Source organism: Sphingobium quisquiliarum P25 (assembly GCF_000445065.1).
In the GTDB taxonomy this organism is placed as follows: domain Bacteria; phylum Pseudomonadota; class Alphaproteobacteria; order Sphingomonadales; family Sphingomonadaceae; genus Sphingobium; species Sphingobium quisquiliarum.
The window spans coordinates 1-15,668 of sequence record NZ_ATHO01000068.1; the positions used below are offsets into that span (position 1 = coordinate 1).

Consider the following 15,668-nt stretch of genomic DNA (forward strand, 5'->3'; position numbering starts at 1 on the left):
CCGCGCCCTGCCCCCCGGAGATGCCGACGCCGCGCGCGCCGATTATGCGCTGGTCATGCAGGCGCTGGGCCCATGCGAGCGCCGGAGGACGCTGCCCTGACGGCGCCCTGGTGCAGCGCCTGCGCCCGTCCCGCCCTCTTTTCCTTGGACAGCGGCGCGTTGGCGGCTATCAGCGCGGCTTCATGCCAGCCTGAGGACGAAACACAGCCATGACCAATCTTCACCGCCATGCCCCGCTGCGCGTCGCGCTTGTCGGTCTCGGCACGGTGGGCGGTGGCGTCATCCGGCTGTTGCAGACCAATGGCGAGCTGATCGCCCGCCGCGCGGGATGTCCGATCCAGATCGTCGCCATCTCCGCCCGCGACCGGAACAAGGATCGCGGCGTCGACCTGTCGCCCTATGAGTGGGTCGACGACATGACGACCCTGCCGGGGCGCGACGATGTGGACGTGGTGGTGGAGCTGATCGGCGGGGCGGATGGCCCGGCGCTCACCCTGGCGCGGCAGTGCCTGGCGGCGGGCAAGCCCTTCGTCACCGCGAACAAGGCCATGCTGGCCCACCATGGGCTCGACCTCGCGGCGCTGGCGGAAAAGGCAGGAATCGCCCTCAAATATGAGGCAGCGGTCGCGGGCGGCATCCCGGTGATCAAGGGCATGCGCGAAGGCGCCGCCGCCAATGAGATTGCGCGCGTCTATGGCATACTGAACGGCACCTGCAACTACATCCTCACCACGATGGAGAAGGAAGGGCGCAGCTTCGACGATGTGCTGAAGGAAGCGCAGGAGCTGGGCTATGCCGAAGCGGACCCCAGCTTCGACATCGATGGCGTCGATGCCGCGCACAAGCTGACCATCCTCGCTAGCCTGGCCTTCGGCACCGAGCTTGATTTCGACAATGTGGCGACGACAGGCATTCGTCACGTCATCGCTGCGGACATTGCCGAAGCGGCGGCGCTGGGCTTCCGCATCCGCCTGGTCGGCATGGCGGAAAACGGCCCGGAGGGGCTGTTCCAGCGCGTCCATCCCATGCTGGTGCCGCTCGACCACCCCCTCGCCCATGTCGATGGGTCGCTGAACGCTGTTGTGGCGGAGGGTAATTTCGTCGGCAGGCTGTTCTTCCAGGGACGCGGAGCGGGCGACGGCCCGACGGCTTCGGCGGTCGTTGCTGACCTGATCGACGTGGCGCGCGACGAATATGGCGACGCCTTCGCCATGCCCGTGGCGGCGCTGGCGCAACAGCCGCCCGCCGATGCGGGCAAGCGCGTCGGACGCGCCTATCTGCGCTTCAAGGTGCAGGATCGCCCCGGCGTTCTGGCCGAGATCGCCGCCGCGACGCGCGATGCGGGCGTGTCGATTGAAAGCATGATCCAGCGCGGCGCAAACCAGCAGGACGGCGTTCTCGTCGCGATCGTGACCCATGCGGGCGAGGAAAGCTGCGTGCGTGACACGCTGGAGCGGCTGGCCGGATCGGACAGCCTGCTGCAAGCGCCGATGGTCATGCACATATTGGATTGAGCGCCGCTGGCCGTCAGCGCGGCCCGAAGCTCCGCAGTAAGGTCTCGCGCAGGGGCTCGCCCAGCCGGAACAGCTTGAGCCGCGCCTGTTTGGGACAGCCCATATTGCCGATCACCCGGCAAGGGCGTGCGTCGAAACGATAGGCGCTCATCTTGGTGTCGCTCGAAGGCCGCTGTGATTCCGCGAGCGGGCGGGCCTTCTCCTCCCCGCTCGCGATACAGAGCGACGGCACGGCATGGCAGGGAGCAGCGCCGGTTGACTTGCGCGGAACAAGCGCCGCTGACGTGGCGAGGCTTGCGGCAATCACGGCGACGATCATTATGCGGCCCTTTGAAGATGTTACCGCACCAACGATCCGTTCGATGATCCGTTGCATCTTCAACATGAAAAGCCGGTTCTCAAGACGGCACGGCTCGACAAGGGGCAGACGACCTCCTATCGCCTCATCGACTTAGAGAAAGCAGAGGAATTCCCATGGTGCAGGCTAGCTCGATTCTCGATCGCGTGTTGGTGCTTGAAATGGTGCGCGTCACTGAAGCAGCCGCCATAGCCGCCTCCAAGCTGATCGGCCGGGGCGACGAAAAGGCCGCCGACGCCGCCGCGGTCGAAGCGATGCGCCTGGCCTTCAACGACCTCTACATGGACGGCACCGTCGTCATCGGCGAGGGCGAGCGCGACGAAGCGCCGATGCTCTATATCGGCGAAAAGGTCGGCAATGCGATCGGCAGCGGGCCCAAGATCGATATCGCGCTCGATCCGCTGGAAGGCACGACCATCACCGCCAAGGCGGGGCCGAACGCGCTGGCGGTGCTGGCCATTTCGGAAGAAGGCGGCCTGCTGAACGCGCCCGACGTCTATATGGAAAAGCTGGCCGTCGGCCCCGGCTATCCCGAAGGCGTGATCGACCTCAACCGTTCCGTGAAGGAGAATGTGGAGGCGGTCGCCAGGGCGAAGGGCGTTGAGCCGGGCGAGATCATCGTCTGCGTGCTCGACCGGCCGCGCCATGAAAAGCTGATCGCGGAGCTGCGCGCGATCGGCTGCGGCATCATGCTGATCCCGGACGGCGACGTGGCCGGTGTGATCGCCACGACCGACCCGGAAACGAACATCGACATCTATATGGGATCGGGCGGCGCGCCCGAAGGCGTGCTGGCCTGCGCCGCGCTGCGCTGTGTCGGCGGCCAGTTCAAGGGCAAGCTGCTGTTCCGCAACGATGACGAGCGCGGCCGCGCCCGCAAATGGGGGATCACCGATCTCGACAAGGTCTATGACCTCAAGGAACTGGCGAAGGGCGACTGCATCTTCGCGGCGACCGGCGTCACTGACGGGTCGCTGCTGGCGGGCGTCAAGCGCCTCCCGGGCGGCAAGCTGACCACGGAAAGCGTGGTGATGCGCGCCAGCACCGGCACCGTGCGCTGGGTGAAGGGCGAACATCATCTGGATCGCAAGCACGTCTGATCCGGCTGCCATCGTGAATGCAGAAAGGGGACCCGCAGGTCCCCTTTTTCATGCCGGTTGGAAAAGGCTCAGCGGCCCGCGCGATGGTTGAGATCGTGGCCGAGCGCCAGGATCGCGACGCCAAGCAGCGTATAGGCGCTTTCCTGCCATCCATGGTCCAGCGTCAGCGCGCCCGCCATGATCCCCAGCCCCAGCGATCCGACCGCGGCCGGCATCATATAGCCGTGCATGACCGCGCCATGGCCCAGCGCCACCGCGCCGAGCAGGATCGCCAGCACCAGCCCCACTTCATGGAAAAGCGGATTGTCGAAAACGCCGCCCGCCGAGGCCAGCATGCCCAGAAGCACGGCCGTGCCCAGGCAATGCGCAACGCACATGCCCGACAAGGCGATCGCTATGCGATCAAGGCGGCCCGTCATCAGGGCGGATCGGAAACTCGTCGGCATGGTCGCGGATACATAGGACAGACAGGATGAAGTTACAACATATCATTGATGACTTTATCGCGCCGGGGGATCGGGGAGGTCAATGGGAAATGCTGCGAGCGATCGCTCCGCCGGTAAGTCTATCCGGTCCCACCGGCCCGTTCCGGTGAAGGGAGGAAGGCAGGTTCGCGCTCTCGACTGGGCTCCCGCTTTCGCAGGAGCGCATCATGGTGGCGTCAGGCGGCCAGCCTCAAGCAATTGCGGCCGCCATGCTTCGCCCGATAGAGCGCCTTGTCCGCGGCTTCCAGCAATTCAGTGGTGCTGACAGCGCCGCTCAATTCCACCAGCCCCGCGCTGAAGGTGATGGAAATCGACTCGCCCGTGTCCATCCGCATCGGCTGGCCGGAGACAAGATCGCGCAACCGCTCACAGATCAGGCTGGCGCGGTGGACGTCCACCCCCACGAGCAGGACCGCGAATTCTTCGCCGCCCAGCCGCCCGATGCTGTCCATTCCGCGCAGGCCCGGCCGCAGACGCGCGACGAAGTTGGACAGAACCTTGTCGCCGATGACGTGGCCATAGCGGTCGTTGACCGACTTGAAATGATCTATGTCGACCAGCAGCAGGCAGGAACGCTCGCCATTGGCGGTGCGGCGCAGTTCATCCTCCAGCTTGTCCATGAAGGCGCGGCGGCTGTCGGCGCCGGTCAGCGAATCGGTGGACGCCGCCCTTTGCAGCGCGTTCTGCCGCGCCTTGTGCCGGGACACGTCGCGAATCGCGCTGATCACGCCGGTGGGAACGCCGCGTTCATCCACCACCGCGCGGATCACCATTTCACACCAGTTGAGATCCCCGGTGGCCGGAAGAGGACGGAATTCGACCGTCTGCACATCCCCCGGATGCGCCAGCGCGCGGCGGTGAGAACGCAGCACCTCGCCCCGGTCCAGCGGATCGACGAAGTCCGCCGCGTCCCGCCCGATCAGCATGCCCTGCTCCCATCCCAACTGCTCCGCCGCCGAAGGAGAGGCATATTGGATGACGCCATCGACGCTGACATTCAGCACGACATCGCCGCTATGTTCGGCGATGGCGCGGTAGCGCGCCTCGCTTTCCTGGAGCAATTGGAACAGGCGGCGGCGCTGGGCGAGTTCGGCGGCGATCGGGATGATCAGCAGGAAGCTGAAGGCGAGGAAGAGTTGCAGGAACTGGATACGCTCGCCCATGGAGCCGGACACCATATGAAACGGCCCGTAGCCCGTCATGGTCGCCATGCCGCCGATGATGGCCAGCACGACGACCGAAGCGGCTGCGCCCAGATAACCGATGCGGAACGCGATCGCGACCATGGGCAGCAACAGCGCGAACAGCATCGGGTAACGAGCGAAGTAGAATATAAAAGCGGTGAACAGGGCGAAGATGCCCAGAAGCGCCACGGCCTCCGCTTTGCTCCTGCGCGAGGATTCCCGGAGCCAGCGCGCGGCGTCCCCCTGGCACAACATGATCAGCATGGGCGCGAAGATGAGGCCGCCAAGCACATGGCCGCTATACCATTGCAGCCAGGACGCGCCGAAGGACACCGGCGTCAGCGAAGATGCGACATAGGCCGCCGCGAGGCCGGTGATGATGTTCGCGGGAAGGCTGAGCGCCAGCACGAAGACGACCAGCGGCCGCTTCGACGCGCCGGTCAGGTCACGGCCCGGCGCGAAATGGCGGCAGAGCAGGGCGACGATCAACGCCTCCGCCATATTGATCAGCGCCATCGGCACCGCCGCGGCCAGCCCCATGCCGAAGAGAGCCGTCGACAGCATGCTCGCAATAGCGCAGCACAGGAGGATGCCGGGCCAGCGCCGGAGGCCGGAACGCTGAAGCTCCGCCATCAGCAGGGCGTTGGCGAGCCAGATATAGGCCAGGCCGCCTTCGAAGCGGGACACCAGCAACGCCAGCGCGGCCAAAAGAAAATAGGCCACTCCCGCCAATAAAGGCGCAAGTCTGGAGGAAACGGAAGAAAGGCTCATCACCAGGCGGCTTTACGCCGCCATGGTTAACATATGCTATAGTATATTGGCCGCTCGGCTGCCGGAAAAGCGGTCAGGCCTTTTCCAGCGTGCATTGCAGCGGGTGCTGGTTCTGCCGGGCGAAATCCATCACCTGGTTGACCTTGGTTTCCGCCACTTCATAGCTGAAGATGCCGCACACGCCGACGCCGCGCTGGTGGACATGCAGCATCACGCGGGTCGCTTCCTCCATGTCCATGCGGAAGAATTGCTGGAGCACATGCACGACGAACTCCATCGGCGTGTAATCGTCGTTCAGCATCAGCACCTTGTAGAGGGACGGCTTCTTCGTCCGCGCGCGGGTGCGGGTCGCGATGCCGACATTGGGGCCGCCGGGGCCTTCGCCCTGGTCGTCCTGATCCCTGCCCGCCATCATTGCGGGAAATGCCAATTTGCCGATGCTGCTCATGTCGACCAAGAATATGGCGATTCGATCGTCCATGGCAAGGGCGGGCTGGTCCAGTTGCGCAGGACCGCGCCGTGCCGAAAGGAAACGGCCCCCACCCGTGGGCGGAGGCCGTGCCTTAAAGCTGTCAGTTCAGCGCTTGCGCTCAGGCGGCGAAGGACGACTTCACCTTGTCGGTGACGACGGTCACGCGCGCGGTCAGCGGCTGGGCGACTTCACCGGCCAGCTTGATCAGCGCTTCGCTGCTCTTGGCCGCTTCCTTGGTCAGCTCGTCAAAGCTGGACGAAAGGAGCTGGCTTTGCAGCTGGAAGAATTCGGTCGGAGTCTTGACGGTCGAAAAGCTCTTGATCGACGCGGTCGCCTTTTCGAAATTCTTGCGGCCGTAATCGACGGCTTCCTGGCCCAGCGTTTCGAAACCCTTGGCAGCGATCTTGCCGGATTCGACCAGCGCTTCGACATTGCCCTTGGTGATGTCGCTCAGTTCTTCGATCGCCTTGGTCGACTTTTCGACGCTCGCCTTCGCCTTTTCGTTCAGACCGGCATAGACCGATTCGAACTTGGCCTTGGTTTCTTCAGCAAACTTCTTTCCGTTTTCAATCACGTCGTTCATCACATTCATTCCTTCTGCACGCTGGGAAAGGGGCTCTACCGGCCCCGTATCGGATGACAGGCTGTCAGTGCCCTTGAGTTCCGCCGGAGCTTCATCGGCAACGGCGATCGGCAGGGACGGATCAGGTTCGACTGCCTCGCCCGCACCGGCCGGCTCCGGCGCGGCATCTACCGCGGTCGTGGCGGCGGCGATCGCAACCGGATCAGCCTTGGCCGCCGGGGAAGGCTTGCGCGCCACCGCCTTTTGCGGCGCGGCGGGTTTCGGCTTCACGGGCGCCGGATCGGAACCTACGGCTGCTTCCGCCGCTTTCAAAGCCTCACCGGCTGAAAGAGTAGATGCTGCCTTCTTCGCAGCCACCGGCTTGCGAGGAACTGCCTTGGGGGTCACTGCCATGGTCATCCTCCTTTGCTGCAATGCACAATAAGTTATCTCGATGTCAGTTTCAAGACGTTTTTTGTGCACTGCAACAAAGGATAATGCAGCAGTTGGACCGCCGGAAAAAAGCGCGGCTATTCAGTGGCTCATCGGGTCCTGACGTAACGCCCCGGCGCATCCTCGATCGCCTTGAGCGCTCCCCCGCCCGGCTGGCGCGCGCCTTTCGCCGGAACCGTCGAATCGCCCAGGGACCGAATCCAGCCGAGCCAGTCGGGCCACCAGCTTCCCTTCGTCTCCTTCGCCGCCGCGATGAACGCGTCCAGATCCGGCTGCGGTTCGTCAGCCGACCAGAACTGATATTTGCCCGCAGCGGGCGGATTGATCACTCCGGCGATGTGTCCCGACCCGGCAAGGATGAAACGGACGGGCCCGGACAGATGGCGGGTCAGCTTCCACACGCTTTGCGCCGGAGCGATATGATCTTCCCGCCCCGCCTGGACATAAGCGGGCGTCCTGATCTTTCGCAGGTCGAGCGGCGTCCCGTCGACGCTGAGCGCGTCCGGCACGACCAGCAGGTTGTCGCGGTAAAGCTGCGTCAGATAATCCCTGTGCCAGCGGGCGGGCAGGTTGGTGGTGTCGCCATTCCAGTAGAGCAGGTCGAACGGCGGATAATCCTGCCCCAGCAGGTAATTATTGACGACATAGTTCCAGATCAGGTCCCGCCCGCGCAGCAGGTTGAAGGTGGCGGCCATGTAGCGCCCGTCGAGAAAGCCGCCCGCCGACAGCTGCTCCACCAGCTTCATCTGTTCATCGTCGATGAAAAGGCCAAGGTCGCCCGCTTCGCTGAAATCCACCTGCGCGGTGAAGAAGGTGGCGCTCGCCACCTTGTCCGCCTGCCCCCGCGCCGCCAGCAGCGCCAGCGTCGCGGCGAGCGTCGTCCCGGCGACGCAATAGCCGATGGTGTGGACGCTCTGCACGCCCAGCAGATCGCGGACCGTGTCGATCGCATCCACCTGCCCGTCCACTATATAATCGTCCCACAAAAGATCCTTCATCGACGCATCGGCCGACTTCCAGGACAGCAGGAAGACGCTGATCCCCTGATCCAGCGCCCATTTGACGAAGCTTTTTTCCGGCGACAGATCGAGGATGTAGAATCGGTTGATCCACGGCGGGAAAATGAGCAGCGGCGTTTCCAGCACCTTTTCCGTCGTGGGGGCATAGTGGATCAGCTGGTAGAGCGAGGTTTCCTTGATCACCTTGCCCGGCGTCGCGGCGATATTGCGCCCGACCTCGAAGCTGGTGCCGTCCGTGTGGGTCAATTGCCCCTTTTCCAGATCGGCCAGCATGTTCTGCAAACCCTTCACCAGATTCTCGCCGCCGCTTTGCAGGGTCTTTTCGATCACGGCGGGGTTGGTGAAGGCGAAATTGGTGGGCGCCAGCGCATCGACCAGCCCGCTGGTGGCGAAACGCAGCTTCGCCTTCTGCCTGGGATCGGCATCGTCGACCGCATCGGCAAGCTTGAGCAGATAGTCCGACAGCAGCAGATAGCTTTGCCGGATCAGGTCGTAAAAGGGATGGTTGGACCAGGCTGGATCGGCGAAGCGGCGGTCCTTGACGGCGGCGGGGCTGCCGGGCGGCGGCGGTTCCGGCTTGTCGCGCAACATGCCGCCCGCGTCCAGAAAGCGCTGCCACAGCGCCAATCCTTCGTCGGCGAACCCGGTCTGGATGCGGGCCACGGCTTCGGCGTCGAACGGCAGCGCCCGTCCGGTCGCCCCCGCCGCCTGCTCCAGCAAAAGCTGCTGCGCGCGGCCGAGCACCTGGGTCCATTGCTGCATCTGCTCCAGCGTCGGCAGATGCGGTTCACCCAGGTCGTTCGCTTTCATGGCCACCTTCCCTATCCTGGCATCACCCTGCCCGCCGCTTTCGCTAGCGCGCCGCTGCCGGGCGGGTTATAGCCAAAGCGCGTCACGCATCGCGTGCGCCGATCACTATCCTCCACGGAGACCTTTCAGGAAAGCCTATAATGTCCGAAGAATTTTACCGCATGAAGCGCCTGCCGCCCTATGTCATCGCTGAAGTCAACGCGATGCGGGCCGCCGCGCGAGCCGCGGGCGAGGACATTATCGACCTTGGCATGGGCAATCCCGACCTGCCGCCGCCGGACCATGTGATCGCCAAGCTGTGCGAAGTGGCGCAGAAGCCGAGCGCGCATGGCTATTCCCAATCGATGGGCATTCCCGGCCTCCGCCGCGCGCAGGCCAATTATTATGGCCGCCGTTTCGGCGTGGACCTGGACCCCGAAACCGAAGTGGTCGTGACCATGGGGTCGAAGGAAGGGCTGGCCAGCCTGGCCACCGCGATCACCGCGCCGGGCGATGTCGTGCTGGCGCCCAATCCCAGCTATCCCATCCATATGTTCGGCTTCATCATCGCTGGCGCGACCATCCGGTCGGTCCCGACGACGCCGGACGAACATTATTGGAAGTCGCTGGAACGGGCGATGGCCTTCACCGTGCCGCGCCCGTCGATCCTGGTGGTCGGCTATCCCAGCAACCCGACGGCCGAGACGGTGGACCTTGCCTTTTACGAGCGGCTGGTCGCCTGGGCGAAGGAGAACAAGGTCTGGGTGCTGTCCGACCTTGCCTATTCCGAGCTTTATTATGACGGCAATCCAACGCCCTCCATCCTCCAGGTGCCGGGCGCGAAGGATGTCGCGGTCGAATTCACATCGCTCAGCAAGACCTATTCGATGGCCGGATGGCGGATCGGCTTCGCGGTCGGCAACCGGCAGTTGATCACCGCGCTCAAGCGGGTGAAATCCTATCTCGACTATGGCGCGTTCACGCCGATCCAGGCGGCCGCCTGCGCCGCGCTCAACGGACCGCAGGACATCGTCCAGAAGAACCGCGAACTCTACCACAAGCGCCGCGACGTGATGGTGGAGGCGTTCGGCCGCGCCGGATGGGAAATCCCCGCGCCCAAGGCGTCGATGTTCGCCTGGGCCCCGCTGCCCCCCGCGCTCAAGGAGATGGGCAGCCTGGAATTTTCCAAGCAGCTTTTGACCCATGCCAAGGTCGCGGTCGCGCCGGGCGTCGGCTATGGCGAGGATGGCGAAGGCTATGTCCGCATCGCCATGGTGGAAAATGAGCAGCGGCTGCGGCAGGCCGCCCGCAACATCAAGCAATATCTGAAATCCATGGGCATCAACACGCCGGCCAAGGGTGCTGCCTGAGCGGGACTGACGGACGGAGCTACCGGCCGCGCATGCTGGGAAGCGCGTGCGGCTGCCTGTCCGCGGCCCTGTTCCTGATGGCGTTGGCGGCCCTGTTCGTGGGATCGGTGTTCGGCGATTGCGTGGCGGAAGCGGATTGCGCGCACAAGAATGATGCTGGCGCCATCTTGTGGATCGCGCCCTTGTCAGCCCTTGCCATTTTCATCGCGGTGCGCTGGTTTGTGGACAAGATGACGGCAGGCAGGCGATGATCCCCATTCCCCAGGTTTCGCAGGTCGCTCAGACGATCCAGCTCGCGCTCGCGCCCGTGTTCCTGCTGGCGGGGATCGGCGCGTTCCTCAACGTCTGCGTGGGGCGGCTCGCCCGCATCATCGACCGCGCGCGGCGGGTGGAGGAACGCATCCTGACCACGCGCGGCAAGGAACATGACCGCATGGTGGAGGAAATCCGGGTGCTCGACCGCCGCATGAGCGTGGTGAACTCATCCATCTTCCTGACGGTGGCGTCCGCCTGCGCGGTGTGCCTGGTGGTCATCCTGCTGTTCGCGGGCAACCTGCTCAGCGCGCATCTGGGCACGCTGGTCGCCATATTGTTCATCCTGGCCATGCTGCTCCAGGCGGCGGCCTTCGGCACCTTCATCCAGGAAATCCGCCTCGCCTCCCGCACGATCCACATCCGCAACGAAGTGCTGTACCATCAGGCGGAGGGGGACGAGGCGGCATGACCAAATTCACCGTCAACGACCGGCCGGTCCAATATCGGATGGACCCGGACACGCCGCTGCTGTGGGCGCTGCGCGACGCGTCCAACCTGACCGGCACCAAATATGGCTGCGGCACGGGGCATTGCGGCGCTTGCACGGTGGATATCGATGGCGATGCGGTCCGGTCCTGCCAGCTTTCGATCCGCAATGCCGAAGGCCGCTTCGTCACCACGATCGAAGGGCTGTCGCCCGACCGGGGCCATCCGCTGCAACAGGTGTTCGCCGCCGACAATGTGTCGCAATGCGGCTATTGCATTCCGGGCATGATCATGACCGCCGCCGTGCTGCTGAAGCGCAACAATGATCCGAGCGATGAAGAAATCGACGCCTTCGTCACCAACATATGCCGGTGCGGCATCTATCCCCGGCTGCGCGCCGCCATCCGGCGGGCAGGCCGGATCATGCGCGGCGAGGAGCAGGTGGAGGCAGCGCCGCCGCCCGGCGTGACGCCCGAAGACGCCGCCCGCACCGTTCCCGCGCTGCGCAGGCCCTGACCCTCAGCCGAAGCGATAGGCCGACACGGTCCAGCCGATCACCGCGCTGCGATGGTCCAGCCGCGCGGCGTCGCCGGCGCCCGCGCCCAGCGCCACCATCAGCGGCAGCAGATGTTCCTCGCGCGGATGAGCGAACTGCGCATAAGGCAGCCTGTCCCACGCGGCGACGCGTGCGGCGCGGCGTTGCGGATCGGGATCGGTCACGGCGCTGGTGAGCGCATCGTCCCACTCCACCGCCCGGCCGGTGCCGTCATGGCCCCGCACGCGCATATTGTGAAAGCTCATCCCCGACCCGATGATCAGCACGCCTTCGTCCCGCAGCGGCGCGAGCGCGCGGCCGGCGGCGATGTGTGCGGCGGGATCGAGCCCTTGCTTGAGGGAGAGCTGCACCACGGGAATGTCGGCACCGGGCACCGCCACCTTCATCGGGATGAAGACGCCATGGTCCCAGCCCCGCTCCTCTTCCCGCGCGACCGGAAAGCCAGCCTTCCGCAACAGCGCGTCCATCCGGTCCGCCAGTTGCGGATCGCCCGGCGCATCCCACCGCAGCGTGTATGTGTGCGGCGGAAAATTATAATAGTCGAACAGCAGCGATGGCCTGCCGCCATGATGGACGGTGAATTGCGGCTCTTCCCAATGGCCCGACACGATCAGCAGCGCGCGCGGCTTTTCCGGCAGGCTGGCGAACAGTCCCGCCAGATAGTCCTGCATCGGGTGCCACATGGGATCGCTGTGCGGACGATCGGGATCTGACGGGTCCATGAAGAAGCAGGGACCGCCGCCATGCGGTATGTAGAGGCTGGGCTGTTTCATGCCCCCTAGATCGCCGCAAGCGCGGCGAAGCGCAACATCAGGCGGCGAAACCTTCCGTTTCGCGCCGTGGCTCAGCCACCCTCGCCAATCACCGGGGCGATCGCCTGCGCCAGCGTCATGCCCGAATAGGGCTTTTTGAGCAGCGTGACATCCTTGTAGCGATCGGGCAGTTCCAGGCCGTCGCCATAGCCGGTCGCGAAGAGGAAGGAGACGCCCCGCTCCCTCAGCAGATCGGCGATGGGCAGGCTGGTTTCATTCCCCAGGTTGAAATCCAGCACGGCGAAATCAATCCGGTGCAGCGCAATCGCCTCGCGCGCGCGGCCGATGCTGGCGGCGGTGATGATCGTTTCCGCGCCCAGATCGCGCAGCGCATCCTCGCCATCCATGGCGATGATCATATTATCCTCGACCAGCAGAACATGGCGCCCCTGCAACAGTTCGGGCATGGCGGCGGGCGGCGCCTTGCCGCGGTCCACGCCCGGAATGCTCGGCAGGACGGACGCGACATGGGTCGATGGGATGCAGAAATGCGCCTCCAGCCCGGCAAGCCGGTAGGAAAGCTCCGCCTTTCCATTGAGGTCGTAGGGGATGGACCGTTCGATCACGGTCGATCCGAAGCCGCGCCGCGTCGGAGCCACGACCGCCGGGCCGCCATTTTCGACCCAATGGACCAGCAGGCTGCCATCCTCGTCCACATGCCAGTCGATCGACACGACACCGCTGTCGGACAAGGCGCCATATTTGGCGGCGTTGGTCAAAAGCTCATGGATCACCAGCGCCATCGCCGTGAAGGCCGAAGGCGTCAGCAGCACGTTGGGCCCGGTCAGCTTCACCCGGTCCCGCCGCTCGCCCAGATAAGCGCCCGCCTCCACCTCGATCAGGTCGTAGAGGCTGGCAGGCGACCAGCGGTCGGCGGTGATCTGGTCATGCGCGCGCGCCAGGGCGTGGACGCGGCTTTCCAGCGTTGCGATGAATTCTTCCACCGACCCCGCGCTGCCGCGCGTCTGCGACAGCAAACCCCGGATCACCGACAGGATGTTGCGGACGCGGTGATTGAGTTCGGCGATCAGCAGTTCCTGCTTCTCATGCGCGCGATGCCGTTCTTCATTGGCCGAATCCGACAGGCGCAGCACGACTTCCAGAAGGGCGGTGCGCAGGGCCTCGGCGACCCGCAATTCGGCGGCGGTGAACGGCACCGCCGTGCCCTTCACCAGTTGCGACCATTCCTCGAAGCTCTTGCGCGGCGTCAGCCGGGGACCGTTGGGGCCATATTCGACATGCTTTTCCTGACTGCCCGCCCAGCGCACCGAACGCAGCTGTTCCGGCCGGAACAGGACGACATAGTCGCGCGGGCGGCGGGACAGCGGGATGGCGAGCAGCCCCGCCGCGCGGTCTGCGAAGGCAGCCGCTTCCGGCATGATGCTGGCGAGATTGTCGGTCGTGTAGACCGTGCTGGCGGCGGCGCGGTTCAGCAGCTTCACCAGCGCGGCGAAGGATGTTTCGTCCGGCGTCAGGCCCGACAGGGTCATCTGCCCGTCAATATAGACGCCCACGCCCTCCGCCGGGATCGTGTCGAAAATCACGTCGCCCAGCCAGCGCGCGTTGGACAGCAGGTCATGGTCCTGCGCGACTGCCGACATCAGCCGGTCGGCCACCTGCCGCGCCTTGCCTTCATATTCGGCGGTTTCGGCGCGCTCGCGGCTTTCCAGCATCATGGAGAATATCTGGCCGAACAGTTCCGCCGCGCTGCGCTGCGCGAAGCTGGGCAGGCGCGGCCCATAATGGTGGCAGGCGAACAGGCCCCAGAGCTTCCCTCCCACGACGATGGAGATGGAGAGCGACGCGCCCACGCCCATATTGCCCAGATATTCGATATGGATCGGCGATACGGAGCGCAGCAGGCTGAGCGACATATCGAGCGCCGCGCCTGACGGATCGAGCACGGGAACGATCGGCACGGGCTTTGCCTGGACATCGGCGATCACGCGGAAGATGTTGCGCAGATAGAGCGCCCGCGCCTGCTGCGGGATATCCGATGCCGGGTAATGAAGGCCGAAAAAGCTGTCGATGCCGGGCCGCAAGGCTTCCGCGACGACTTCTCCGTCGCCGCCATCGGCAAAGCGATAGACCATCACCCGGTCGAAGCCGGTCAGCGCCCGCACCTGCCGCGCGCCGTCGCGCAGGAACGCCGTCATGCCGTCCATCTGCGACAGCCGCGCCACCATGGACCGGACCATGCCGGTCGCTTCCATCTCGTCCGCGCGGGCAGGCTCCGCTTCCACGACGACCAGCGAGCCGGAAAAATGCACTGCGACGTCGAAGGGCGCGCAGCCGTCGATCAGGGGGAGCGAGAAAATCCGTTCGACCGCATGCGCGCCGCGCAGCAAGGTGATCCGGTTGCGCAGCGTGTGGATCGCGTCGGCGCGGAAAATATCGCTGACCGGCCGTCCCAGCATGTCCTGCGGCGACAGGCCGATAAATTCTCCGCTATTGGCGGACACGCGCGACACCAGCCAGTCGGCCGTGAGCGCGATCAGGAATCCGAACGGCTGGATCGATCCGGGAACGTGAATGGGCTCCTTGTCGCAATTGGTGATGTCGACGGCGAAGCCCCCATCGTCCTGAACCGCGCCATCAGCCACGCGCCATCGCCTGCTCGCTCATCGCGGCGGCGGCGAACAGCGCGAAGGCGGCCTCCGCCCCCTGCACGGCCTCGCCGACCCATTGGTCGCCTTCCCCTTCGGCGGCGGCGTCGAGCGAGCGTTGAAACGCCTGCCATCCGCCCTTTTCATGCACGGCGGACAGATAGGCGCGCGGAAGACCGGACGCGACCTGGCGTTCAAGCATCGCCCCGCCCAGCCGCGATCCTTCCAGCGCGTAGAGCGCGCCCCAGCGGAACGCGTCGCTGTCCCGCGCCTGCATCGCCAGCCCGTCCGGCATCGATTCGCCAAGGGCGGCGAGGTCTTCGGCCAGCATCGGCAGGCGCGGCGCGGCAGGCCGCGCCATCGCCTCCAGCGGGGCGAGCGCGCGCGCATGGGCTTTCAGAAAGGAGCGGTAGCTTTCTGGCGTATCGAGCGAAAAGCGGGAGAAAAGATCGTCCACACGCTGGTGCTCCGCCATCGTCGCTTGACGCAGGGCCTGTCTGATCCGGCCGTCCATGGGCGTTCTTGTCACCCGGCATTCCTAAAGCTTGTCAAACAGCCCTGCCTTGATCTCGATTAACTTTTTTAGCTTAGTCGTTCGCCTGGTGAAATTTTCGGCTCGCTACAGCGCCCCGAATCCATTTCTGCGACAGGAAGGCAGCCGCGCCGACCCTTTCAAATGGCTGACGAACAAGTTCAGCATCTCGACATGGCGAGGAGAATAAAAGGTGAGCATGCGGGGCATAACGCCTCAATGGAAAGCAAAGATCATGTTGAAGAAAATTATGTTGGCGGGGCTGATGTCCGCGACAATATTGGGCGGCGTCGCGCCTGCTTATGCTCAGCGTGGAGATGATGGCGGCTGGCGCGGCCGGGCGG

The 15,668-nt window shown here is 64.9% G+C and carries 15 protein-coding genes and 1 pseudogene; 7 read left to right on the forward strand and 9 right to left on the reverse strand.

Translation table 11 applies throughout. The annotated features are described in order from the left end of the window. The first annotated feature begins 209 nt into the window (after nucleotides 1-209). Nucleotides 210-1,514: a homoserine dehydrogenase gene (locus L288_RS29705; protein ID WP_021237823.1), complete on the forward strand. Its 1,305-nt coding sequence runs from the start codon at nucleotides 210-212 to the stop codon at nucleotides 1,512-1,514. Nucleotides 1,515-1,527: 13 nt separating this feature from the next. On the opposite strand, the gene L288_RS29710 is transcribed toward L288_RS29705, so the two are convergent. Beyond that, nucleotides 1,528-1,833, reverse strand: a complete 306-nt coding sequence (locus L288_RS29710) for a hypothetical protein (protein ID WP_021237824.1) — start codon at nucleotides 1,831-1,833, stop codon at nucleotides 1,528-1,530. A 155-nt stretch (nucleotides 1,834-1,988) separates the two neighbouring features. On the opposite strand from L288_RS29710, the gene glpX reads away from it, so the two are divergent. Further along, nucleotides 1,989-2,972, forward strand: coding sequence for a class II fructose-bisphosphatase (gene glpX, locus L288_RS29715; RefSeq protein WP_021237825.1), 984 nt, complete (start codon nucleotides 1,989-1,991; stop codon nucleotides 2,970-2,972). Between the two features lie 68 nt (nucleotides 2,973-3,040). Here the strand turns inward: glpX and L288_RS29720 are convergent, their stop codons facing one another. The 5 genes from L288_RS29720 to L288_RS29740 all read right to left on the reverse strand — a co-directional run bounded on the left by L288_RS29720 (nucleotide 3,041) and on the right by L288_RS29740 (nucleotide 8,728). Beyond that, nucleotides 3,041-3,418 (reverse strand): MerC domain-containing protein, encoded by a 378-nt coding sequence (locus tag L288_RS29720; protein WP_030538206.1) that lies wholly within the window; start codon nucleotides 3,416-3,418, stop codon nucleotides 3,041-3,043. A 215-nt stretch (nucleotides 3,419-3,633) separates the two neighbouring features. Then, nucleotides 3,634-5,412 carry a sensor domain-containing diguanylate cyclase gene (locus L288_RS29725; RefSeq protein ID WP_031304223.1) on the reverse strand — a complete coding sequence of 593 codons (1,779 nt, stop codon included), beginning with the start codon at nucleotides 5,410-5,412 and terminating at the stop codon, nucleotides 3,634-3,636. Between the two features lie 73 nt (nucleotides 5,413-5,485). Continuing rightward, entirely contained in the window at nucleotides 5,486-5,893 is a 408-nt protein-coding gene (gene clpS / locus L288_RS29730; protein ID WP_021237828.1) for an ATP-dependent Clp protease adapter ClpS, read from the reverse strand. Between the two features lie 109 nt (nucleotides 5,894-6,002). Next, nucleotides 6,003-6,860 (reverse strand): phasin family protein, encoded by an 858-nt coding sequence (locus L288_RS29735; RefSeq protein ID WP_030538204.1) that lies wholly within the window; start codon nucleotides 6,858-6,860, stop codon nucleotides 6,003-6,005. Between the two features lie 128 nt (nucleotides 6,861-6,988). Then, nucleotides 6,989-8,728 carry a PHA/PHB synthase family protein gene (locus tag L288_RS29740; RefSeq protein ID WP_021237830.1) on the reverse strand — a complete coding sequence of 580 codons (1,740 nt, stop codon included), beginning with the start codon at nucleotides 8,726-8,728 and terminating at the stop codon, nucleotides 6,989-6,991. A gap of 140 nt (nucleotides 8,729-8,868) precedes the next feature. Here L288_RS29740 and L288_RS29745 point away from each other — a divergent pair, with 140 nt between their 5' ends. The 4 genes from L288_RS29745 to L288_RS29760 are packed head-to-tail and all read left to right on the forward strand — an operon-like array spanning nucleotide 8,869 to nucleotide 11,334. Then, entirely contained in the window at nucleotides 8,869-10,077 is a 1,209-nt protein-coding gene (locus L288_RS29745) for an LL-diaminopimelate aminotransferase (protein WP_021237831.1), read from the forward strand. A gap of 32 nt (nucleotides 10,078-10,109) precedes the next feature. Beyond that, entirely contained in the window at nucleotides 10,110-10,328 is a 219-nt protein-coding gene (locus tag L288_RS29750) for a hypothetical protein (RefSeq protein ID WP_021237832.1), read from the forward strand. Beyond that, nucleotides 10,325-10,801 carry a DUF2721 domain-containing protein gene (locus tag L288_RS29755; protein ID WP_021237833.1) on the forward strand — a complete coding sequence of 159 codons (477 nt, stop codon included), beginning with the start codon at nucleotides 10,325-10,327 and terminating at the stop codon, nucleotides 10,799-10,801. The genes L288_RS29750 and L288_RS29755 overlap by 4 nt, the downstream gene beginning before the upstream one ends. After that, nucleotides 10,798-11,334, forward strand: coding sequence for a (2Fe-2S)-binding protein (locus tag L288_RS29760; protein ID WP_021237834.1), 537 nt, complete (start codon nucleotides 10,798-10,800; stop codon nucleotides 11,332-11,334). Before L288_RS29755 ends, L288_RS29760 begins: the two co-directional genes overlap by 4 nt. A gap of 3 nt (nucleotides 11,335-11,337) precedes the next feature. Here L288_RS29760 and L288_RS29765 read toward each other — a convergent pair whose 3' ends face one another. The 3 genes from L288_RS29765 to L288_RS29775 form a co-directional block, all read right to left on the reverse strand. Then, nucleotides 11,338-12,147: a DODA-type extradiol aromatic ring-opening family dioxygenase gene (locus L288_RS29765; RefSeq protein WP_021237835.1), complete on the reverse strand. Its 810-nt coding sequence runs from the start codon at nucleotides 12,145-12,147 to the stop codon at nucleotides 11,338-11,340. A gap of 71 nt (nucleotides 12,148-12,218) precedes the next feature. Continuing rightward, entirely contained in the window at nucleotides 12,219-14,789 is a 2,571-nt protein-coding gene (locus L288_RS29770; RefSeq protein WP_021237836.1) for an HWE histidine kinase domain-containing protein, read from the reverse strand. Then, entirely contained in the window at nucleotides 14,782-15,321 is a 540-nt protein-coding gene (locus tag L288_RS29775) for a hypothetical protein (protein ID WP_030538903.1), read from the reverse strand. The genes L288_RS29770 and L288_RS29775 overlap by 8 nt, the downstream gene beginning before the upstream one ends. Nucleotides 15,322-15,574: 253 nt before the next feature. On the opposite strand from L288_RS29775, the pseudogene L288_RS43835 reads away from it, so the two are divergent. Next, nucleotides 15,575-15,668, forward strand: a pseudogene (locus L288_RS43835) (RcnB family protein); the annotation flags it as partial.